General features: G+C 53.6%; 7 protein-coding genes and 1 pseudogene. 5 read left to right on the top strand and 3 right to left on the bottom strand.

The annotated features are described in order from the left end of the window. Positions 1-709, top strand: a 709-nt coding sequence (locus V7730_RS18140; protein ID WP_443070245.1) for a calcium-binding protein, incomplete at its 5' end; no start/stop codon positions are given. Positions 710-912: 203 nt separating this feature from the next. Then, positions 913-1953: pseudogene (locus V7730_RS18145) on the top strand (IS110 family transposase). 331 nt (positions 1954-2284) lie between these two features. Here V7730_RS18145 and V7730_RS18155 read toward each other — a convergent pair. The 3 genes from V7730_RS18155 to V7730_RS18165 all read right to left on the bottom strand — a co-directional run bounded on the left by V7730_RS18155 (position 2285) and on the right by V7730_RS18165 (position 7245). Beyond that, positions 2285-3922, bottom strand: a complete 1638-nt coding sequence (locus tag V7730_RS18155; protein WP_335749001.1) for a glycosyltransferase family 39 protein — start codon at positions 3920-3922, stop codon at positions 2285-2287. After that, complete coding sequence (locus V7730_RS18160) at positions 3923-5086, bottom strand: glycosyltransferase family 2 protein (protein WP_335749002.1); 1164 nt, start codon at positions 5084-5086, stop codon at positions 3923-3925. Between the two features lie 434 nt (positions 5087-5520). Then, positions 5521-7245 (bottom strand): hypothetical protein, encoded by a 1725-nt coding sequence (locus V7730_RS18165; protein ID WP_335749003.1) that lies wholly within the window; start codon positions 7243-7245, stop codon positions 5521-5523. Between the two features lie 187 nt (positions 7246-7432). Between V7730_RS18165 and V7730_RS18170 the strand changes: the two genes are divergently transcribed. The 3 genes from V7730_RS18170 to V7730_RS18180 are packed head-to-tail and all read left to right on the top strand — an operon-like array spanning position 7433 to position 8973. Then, positions 7433-7651, top strand: coding sequence for a hypothetical protein (locus V7730_RS18170; RefSeq protein ID WP_335749004.1), 219 nt, complete (start codon positions 7433-7435; stop codon positions 7649-7651). Further along, entirely contained in the window at positions 7648-8061 is a 414-nt protein-coding gene (locus V7730_RS18175) for a hypothetical protein (protein ID WP_335749005.1), read from the top strand. The genes V7730_RS18170 and V7730_RS18175 overlap by 4 nt, the downstream gene beginning before the upstream one ends. 6 nt (positions 8062-8067) lie before the next feature. Continuing rightward, on the top strand, positions 8068-8973 hold the full coding sequence (locus V7730_RS18180; protein WP_335749006.1) for a DUF4386 domain-containing protein: 906 nt from the start codon (positions 8068-8070) through the stop codon (positions 8971-8973). Positions 8974-9167 lie beyond the last annotated feature (194 nt).

Genomic DNA, 9167 nt, shown 5'->3' on the forward strand with positions numbered 1-9167 from the left:
CGTCCTCTGGGGGCATAAAGGCTACGACCGGCTCTACGGGCGCGACGGCAACGACCGCCTTTACGGCGGCGATGGCAACGACCGGCTCTACGGCGGCGATGGCAACGACGCCCTGCTGGGCGGTGTCGGGGCCGACCTGCTTGACGGCGGAAATGGCATCGACCGCGCCCAGTACACTGACGCCACCGCAGGCGTCGTGGCAGACCTGCAATACGCAGACCGCAATACCGGTTTTGCGGCGGGGGACACCTATGTCTCCATCGAGCACCTGTACGGCTCCCTGCACAACGACAACCTGCGCGGCGACGCCGACAACAACGTCCTCTGGGGGCATAAAGGCTACGACCGGCTCTACGGGCGCAACGGCAACGACCGCCTTTACGGCGGCGATGGCAACGACCGCCTTTACGGCGGCGATGGCAACGACCGGCTCTACGGCGGCGATGGCAACGACGCCCTGCTGGGCGGTGTCGGGGCCGACCTGCTTGACGGCGGGGACGGTGTTGACACATTTGTCTTCACTGCCGGAAGTGGCGCAGACGAAATCTCTGATTTCGTTGCCACTGAGGATGTTTTACGTTTCACAGTCGGAACACCTGTTACCGTGGCCGACGATGGCATGAATACCGCAATCACGTATGGAGCTGATAGCGTAATTCTAACCGGTGTCGTTTTGGCGGAGACGGATATAACGTTCGAATTCGTGTGATTTGAGAATCAGGCTCTAGACAGTCCTAGCACGACGCTTTCTGCTCCCACCCCGGTCCAGATTGAGCATCGTTTCCAGATTGCATCGACTTGGTACTTTTGCACTGGCAAATACGACATGGTGTGATTGCGGCGGCCGCTCTCCGGTGGCGAACGAGGTCCAGTATACTGGCCTCATGGATAACAGCCGTGAGGAGAACGACCATGACATATTATGCAGGATTAGACGTGTCTCTCAAAGAGATTTCGATTTGTGTTATCGACAACGATGGGGAAGTGGTGGCACGAGGTGTTGCACCCGCTGATCCGGCAGGCGTTGCCAGTTGGTTTAAGAACCGGTCCTTGGAACCCAAGCGGATCGTGCATGAAAGTGGACAGCTTTCGATTTGGCTACAACGTGGAATGATCCAGCTTGGCTTGCCCGCGATCTGCATCGACGCGCGCAAGGCCCACAAGAGCCTGTCTGCGCGATTGAACAAATCCGATAGTGCGGATGCAGAAGGTCTCGCGCAACTTGCGCGCACCAATTGGTTCACGCCGGTTCACATCCGCAGCGAAGAGTCGGATCGGTTGCGCAGTCTCATCGGGGCGCGCGAACGCTTGATCAGGCTGCGCAAGGATCTGGAAGGCCACATCCGGGGTATGCTGAAGACCTTTGGCATTCGCATGATTGGTGTTGGTCAAGGTCGGCAAAGGCAGGGCTTTCGTGACCAGCTGGCCATGGCTGGTGAAACTGATCCCGTGTTGCGTGCCATTGCGGACGGCTTCATCGCAGCTCATGCCACGCTGTGTCAGGCGACTGCTGACATGGATCGCGCGTTGCTGTCAAAGTCTAAGAGCCATCCAGTCACGCGTCGTCTGATGACGATCCCCGGCGTTGGCCCGATCGTATCACTTAGCTTTGTCGCGCTGATCGATGATCCTACCAGGTTCAGCAAAACTTCTGATGTGGGCGCTTTCCTCGGCTTAACACCGAAGTGACACCAGTCCGGTGAAATGGATTGGTCTGGCCGCGTATCAAAATGTGGCGATGCTGCCATGCGCGGGCTTCTGTTCGAGGCGGCGTCCTGCGTTATCTCACAAGTGAAACGCTTCTCTGCGCTCAAGTCCTGGGCCGTTCGGTTGGCTGGGCGACGCGGGTTTCGCAAAGCTGCAGTCGCCACCGCCCGCAAGATCGCCGTGCTCATGCTGACGCTTTGGAAAACTGAAACCGACTATCAATGGACACAGGAGGCCACTGCCTGAACTGAATTCTCGCCGGACGGGCGGGAAGCGAAGTCCCGAAGGGACGGAGGTTGATCGATCTCGTAAAAACAGTTGGGACGCGGCTCTTGCCGCGCAACCCGCTAACGACATTGGAGACGATCCACCACCGAAAACCATCGTGAGGCGCATCACGCGACCTCGGAGAGAACCATGACCCTGGACGGACAATCGCCATCCCGCTTGACATAGCCGCAATCAGGGAACCGTTTTTGTCCAACACATTTTGATCACAGGTTTTTGTCCAACAGCAGCCGTTCGTGAAGTGTACGGTGAAAGTAAACAAGCCATTGGTTTGAAATATCATTTATGTTCAAGTGCATGACGTAGCCGACCAAAGCTCGAACCCCAATTCGCCTTCTGTAGTTTGAGACAAAAGGCGGCTGTTAAGCGCACCTAAGGTTTGTACCAGCTGCTCGGCATCTTCTGATCGGCGAAATATGACTATAATTCCGGTATTTGCACCCAATTGAGCACAAGCCGTTTGCAGATTGAGATCCTTCACCCAAGGTGTCAGCGACAATCCTAACGCATGAAGGCGGCCTGCAACAGCAGGCTGAAGGGTGAATGCATGTTGCTTTGGCAAACCTGCCCAGTAATATTCCGCTAGAATGGCCGTGCTAATCGTCGGCGAAAGATACGGTCCACTTGCGAAAATAACGGCATTGTCAGCGCGATAATTCGATTCTGTCCGCGCAAAAAGGGCACGCCAAGGTTCCTTCTCGGCCCGCGGATAATAGGCTGAAAGATTTACAGCCTGGAACCCAATAACGTTGAATGCTGCTACGATGACTAATGGTCTCCATCGCATAACGCTGACAGAATAACCGGCAATCATTGCCAGCATTGGAGTGGAATAGGTAATAGTTCGCTCGATAAGGATGGGCTTGGCTTGGCTTATGCCAAAGAATAATATGATTACCACACCCAGTGTAATAAGAAGAGCGGGGATGCTATTCTCTCTTTGCCTAAGGCTGATCAAAACGCCAACGCAACAGATTAGGAACAAGGACAATTCCGCAAGACGCCTTGTCGCAAGCAAACGTACGGCCGAGCTGTCTTGTACATCCGCAGGGAGCCATCCTGCGCGGCCAAAGGGAAGATATCCATGGCCCAGTGCTTGGTGAAACACATATTTTGCATCCCAAAATGAAGGCGGCTTCAACCAGCCCGCAGGACTGTCAGCATGCCCCAACAATTCAAACGCCCAGAATAGTGGCGGAAACGCCAACAGGAGTACGAGAACAGCCACCGCACCGATACGCCCAGCGACCGCCCGCAAATGACCACCAAAGAATAGCCGAAGCAGCGCATAGCAGCCCAACACAATAGCCACGAAAAATGCGCTATAATGAAGATAGGGCAATGCGGCAGCCACAACACTCAAAGCGAGAAAAAGAACCCATGTTGCTTGCTGATTTTGCAGGCGTGAGATCAGCGCATTCACCAGACCAAGTCCGATGGTGAACAGCAACGTAACCATCGGGGTTACCCGTGCTTCCTGAGCATACGATACATGGAGGGCAGAGACCGCCAGAAAACCCGCAGCGACAATTGCTGCGGTGCGTCCGTATTGTTTAAGCGCAATCAAGAAGAGAATGAAGACACTTGCTGTGCCGGCTAAGGCACTGGGCATCCGCAAGGCGGTTTCCGATGTGCCGGCCAAGGATGTCCAGCCATTCAAAATCGCATAGTAAACGGGCGGGTTTGTCTCGATCGCAGGGAGCGTTGTGAAAAGATCGGTCCAATCCATCCTGCTGAATGCCAGTGACGCGGCTTCATCGACCCAGAGCGAAGATGCCCCAATACTATAGATCCGGGCCACGAACCCCAGAAAAGTGATCAAAATCGAAATCAAAAGATCAAAACGCGTGACTGGCCAATACCCCCGTACGCCTGATCTGGTCCGAGCTTTGTTTTGTGCAGGCACATCTGACGGCAAGTCGTTCATCTATTTGGCTCTGTCCGAATGAATGCGGGTTTTACGAAACACGACATACCGGTTGCCTATGTAATTGAAGAACATGCCGCAAGAGATCCCTGCTAGGGCCGACAAATGCAGCCCGTAGGTCAAGTCCGCCAAGCCTGATTTGCTGGCCGACATCGCGACGAGATAGTTTACCACAATGCCAAAGGATGAAACGCTGATGAATCCGAGGAATTGCTTGCCAATGCTGCGATCGCGCGCATAAGAAAATGTAAACCTGCGATTTAGCAGGAAGTTGGTTACAACGCTGACAGCAATCCCTCCTGCAAGGCAAATCGTATCTGGCAAGTTAAGCAGCAAAAGCAGGCTCAGAACGCTCAGATTGACCACCACGCCTGAAGCACCCACAACAAGAAATTGCAGAAGGTGCATGGCGTTGGAAAAGGAGTGCAGATAAAGGCGTCTCACATGTTTGAGGTATTTCAACTGCTCTGTGAGGGTCAGTTTGCTTTCCCCGTGGATCCGGTCCGAAAAATGGATTGGTATCTCTGCGACGTTATTGAAGTGACACTTCACGATGATTTCCAGCGCAATCTTGTAGCCCACTGGGTTCAGATCGTCAGAATTAAGAAAATCCTCACGACGCATGGCGAAAAAGCCAGACATCGGATCGCTCACTTTGGTCAGCGGACGCGCTAACAATGTTGCGACCCGAGAATTCAGATAACGGAAAATACCCCAGTCATCATCCGTCGACCCACCAGAAACATAGCGCGAGCCGACTGCAAATTGTTGTCCCGTGGCCAACGCTAAAACCATTTGCGGTATCACTTCGACTGGATGGCTCAAATCGCAATCCATGCAGATCAAGACAGTATAACGTGCGCGTTCAAAGCCATCAATGACGGCTGCGCTGAGTCCGCGTGGTCCCGTACGTTCGATGAGTTTTGCCCAGCTGTAGCCAGATGCAATGACCGCTTCTACGCTGCCATCATTGCTGCCGTCATCCATAAAAAGAACTTCTAGAGTCAGGTCATAGGCTTCTTTCAGGCGATTGATACGATCCAGAATGATCGGAATGTTCTCCACTTCATGAAAGGTTGGAATAACAATTGAAAGATCGCTCAGCACGTCGATCTTGGCCAGAACACTAGGAATACTCAAACCAGCTTCAATCGGCTCCAACATGTTCACATTCCTGTTCCCTCAATAGGCAAATCTGTTCTTAATCTGTATTGGTGCAACGGAATGCTTAGTCAATTATAAACAGAAATTTCCAAAGTTTGACTTGATTCATGGCGTTTTGTGCGTGTTTTTGAGAAACAGTACTGATCCGTCAGTCCATTTGTTGATGCAAAAGGTGCTGCCGATATAGTTCAATATGAACATCACGGTCAGACGGACTTGGCTGCATGATCTCGGATAATTTGGTGCGATTTAAACAATTATGATGATCGTGATGGCAATCATCGCAAACAAAGTGAGACCACAATTAGCACCGCTTAGTAGGCAGACACGTCTTTTAGCCAATGGTGTATTTGCTGATCTAGAAAGGCGTTGAGAGCGTCTTCTAGATCACCTTGTTGAGATCGCTCAACACCGATGGCAAGAACCTGACATTTTCATTGAAATGCGATCAACGCATCCCAGCGTGGATTTTCATCGTCAAGATGGCGCAACCCGCCCCAGCTTCCCCATTTTGTTGGCGCGTAGACATCGCTATAGGTGGTAAAAAGGCCCCCGCCAATATCGCGCCATGCCTCAAGTATCGTTGTATAGATCGCCGCCACTTCGTCAGTATAATTGAAATGCAGCATAAACGCGGTTAGTTCGGGATTGTCCAACTGCGGGCCGAGGCCAACGACATGGGTGCCTCCCTCATACATGATCAGGTCAAGGTCATATTTGCGCGCGACCGCTGCATGGTGCGGCCAGATACGTTCAATCAGATCGGTTACGGCAACGTCCGGGGTGCCGCTGATTGATCCGTCGCGCACGTCGCGCGCAGCAACCGCGCTTGCATGGTCATAGCGATGTTTGGCGATGTATCTTGCTGCGGCTTCACCACTTAACCTGGATGACGTTGCGGCGTCCTGTGCCTGTATAAGGCTGTCAGCCAGCCAGCCCTGAACCAAATCTTCGAATTCCAAGAACCCTACTATTCCGCTAAAATAACCTGTCACGGCATAGGCATCAAATGCCTCTGCGGGGATAGGTTTGCCTGCGCCTTCTGCTTGCCAAAGGGGGGCTTCCAAAATGGCCTCTTCCAGACCGATCCACCCGGTCTGGGTCGAGATCACATTGACCAACCGGTCCGCTGCCGTATCCTCAAAGACCTCTGACCATATCTGAGCCACTTCGGTCGCCCGTAGGGCGTAGAACTGCACCCACGCGTCATTCACCCCCCACCGTGCAAGGGCCTGTTCATCCGCCCAAATCGCTTGATCAAACTGCCAGTTCCAGACCTCGTTTGAAAACTCGACGTAAGCCTTAAGCTTGGGATCAAGATTGGTCCTGACATATTCGGCAAAGGCGCGCACGAAAGCGTCATCAGCCAGATGGGGCATGTTGAACCAGGGATCAATTGCAAGCTCATTGGCCAGCGCAACCTGTACTTCGATCGGAACACCTCGCCACGAATAGGTAAAATCATCTGGTATTGGCCGCGCGGTCCAATCCGAGAGCGTGGAGTTGTTCGTCTGCATCCAATCCATGAATCGCAGCCCTTTGAACCCATCGATCCGTTCTATCCAATCCGGGTTGAAACGTTCACCAGTGGCATAGCGGGCAAGGTGGCTTTCCTTGATCACAGTAATATTGCGCACTGGATCAGAGGAAAGGCTTCGCTGTATCCGAATTTCAACCAAGCCAGGTCCGGGTTCGTAGTCGAAGGTCACTGCGCCCTCACCATAGCGCACGTTCCGGGCGCGTCCGGATATCTCGACGATCCCTGATCCATCATACTCTACGCGGTAGCCTCCCCTGAGCGACACCGCTGCCTCAGGCATATCAGTCAGGACCAAGGTGCCAATGCTGCCTAATTCGGGCGGGATACGAAGGGGCCAGCCATCTCCATCCAATACCCCCCGTTCAACCAACTCTTCATAACTCATTCCGCCAAACTGACCTGGCATATGACCGATCCAAGGGCGCGCTGTTTTCATTACATCGATAAAGGGTTGCTGTGTGCTCCAATCCGCAACAGACGCCAGCCCTATACCGACTTCTGCCACGTCAGGGTGGGCAATTTCACCCTTACCTGAGGCTAATATGAGCGGAGCCTCCTGTGCCCATATCGGCGCGGCGATGAAGATTTGCAGGGCCAGAAGCATGCGAAGCAAGACCATTGTGAATTCCTTCATTGACATTAGGCACTCCCAAAAACAGGGTTTGAAGGTCAGGTTACGTCAGCCAAAGGCAGTCTGGCAACGATTTTGAAACTGTTGACTATGCCGAAATGTGGTCACGCCCGGCAGGGGGCAGCGGGTTTCTGTCACAGATTTCACTCTGGGTGCAGTGCGCGAGCAGTTCATTTTGAGCGCGGAGCAAAGTAAAGGCGGCAAGACCCGCACTGTGTATTTGAGCCAGCGCTTGCGTAAGGCGCTTGCGGAGTATGGCGCAGGCAAGCAGCTGGGTCGCTTGGATCAGCCGCTGTTCCGCAGTCAAAAGGGTGGGCATTTTAGTGCCAATACCATGTGCCAGCTATTTCTGGATGTCTACAAAGCAGTGGGCTTGTCCGCAGGCTTGGGGTGAGGGTGACGATCACTGGCGGAAATGGTCACTTCGCCGGAAACGGCTTCAACAAGTTGGTGCAACGCCTGTATACGGCATTGGCGAAGGGATTTGGTCTGACGGTCGTCGAGGCTGAGCAGCCGGTTGACCGGATCGTTGACAGGCTAAATGCGATCTCAAACGTCGCCTGGATCGTAACCTACCTCAGCATGCTAAGCATCCTGACCAAGGAAAAGGAGGCCGGGCGGCTGCAGATCGCACCTGCGCTCTTCACCACAGGGGGAGAGACACGCACCGACGATCTTCGCGCACGGGTCGGGCGGGCCTTCCCGTCGCTGAAATACGGCATCTCAGACCCTTATGGATGCACCAAGTGTCTGGCGCTATCGTTCGAGTGCAGCCACGGGCGGAAGCATATGAACGAAGACTAGGTTATCTTGGAAGCGGTTGACGAGGCGATGCAGCCCGTTCCCGACGGCACGCTGTCGGCGACCGTTCTGCTGACCGTGCTCGCCAATGAGGTTCAGCCCTTCATCCGCTACGATCTGGGCGATTGTATTCGGTTCGACGACGACTCCTGCCCCTGCGGGTCGCCATTTCGCAGTTTTCAGGTGAAGGGACGCCAAGCGACGCTCGTTCGTGTCGGCGAGGTGACGCTGTCACCACTCGGTTTCGATCTGGAGCACGAGGGCGCCCGGCGCATCCAGTTGGTCCAGACGAGTGACAAGGAATTCGAAGTGCGCATACAACTGGTTGATCAGACAACGGCTACAATGGCAGGCTTTGCGCTGACCAACCCGATACTGGGCGGCACAGACGTCGCAGGACAGGTCGCCAAACAAAGATCATGGATTATTATTGGCGTGATCTTGGAAATTACAAATGCGCTTGCAAGTGCAGGCATTGCTATGGCGCTCTTTCCAATCATCTGGCGATATACACAAGGTTTGGCCGTGACCTATCTTCGGCTGCGCGTAATCGAGGCGGGCCTTGGCGTGGTGGCCGTAACCGGCCTATTGATCCTGCTCTCCCCAAAAAACGGCGTAGTTGGAGTTACGATCCACGATTCCGCATTCCTCTTGGTGCTAACGCTGTTCAGTGTTGGGACGCTCGTACTTTATCCCGTGCTAATGTCGGTTTGGGGATTAATTGGCGGCATGATGCTGCTTTTGTCCTGCATGCTCATTCTGTTTGGTTGGATAGACAGTGGGTCAAAGATCGACACGCTGTTATCCTTGCCAATTTGGCTCAATGAAATGGCCTTGGCAATTTGGTTACTTTTGTGGGGCGTCGATCTGAGCCTTGCCCCCAAATCATCGCAAGAAGCAGACGACAGTGTTTAAAGCAACATAAAACCTGGTCGCCGCCAAACCGATATTATCGTGGCAATAGTCTTCCTGTTTTTGAAGGAAATGTGAATGTCGGCTCTCGCTGTTGACGCACGACCACCTCGCACTTGCAGCGAAGGTCTGGAATCCGCCCATTTGTAAAACGCACAGCAATAATGGGCCGCAGAAACGGCTGCGACATAGCGCAG

Source organism: Sulfitobacter sp., assembly GCF_036961165.1.
Lineage (GTDB): Bacteria > Pseudomonadota > Alphaproteobacteria > Rhodobacterales > Rhodobacteraceae > Sulfitobacter.

Coding starts and splice junctions, on each gene's coding strand:
- V7730_RS18165 (WP_335749003.1), bottom strand. CDS start 7,245: ATGGTCTTGCTTCGCATGCTTCTGGCCCTGCAAATCTTCATCGCCGCG.
- V7730_RS18160 (WP_335749002.1), bottom strand. CDS start 5,086: ATGTTGGAGCCGATTGAAGCTGGTTTGAGTATTCCTAGTGTTCTGGCC.
- V7730_RS18155 (WP_335749001.1), bottom strand. CDS start 3,922: ATGAACGACTTGCCGTCAGATGTGCCTGCACAAAACAAAGCTCGGACC.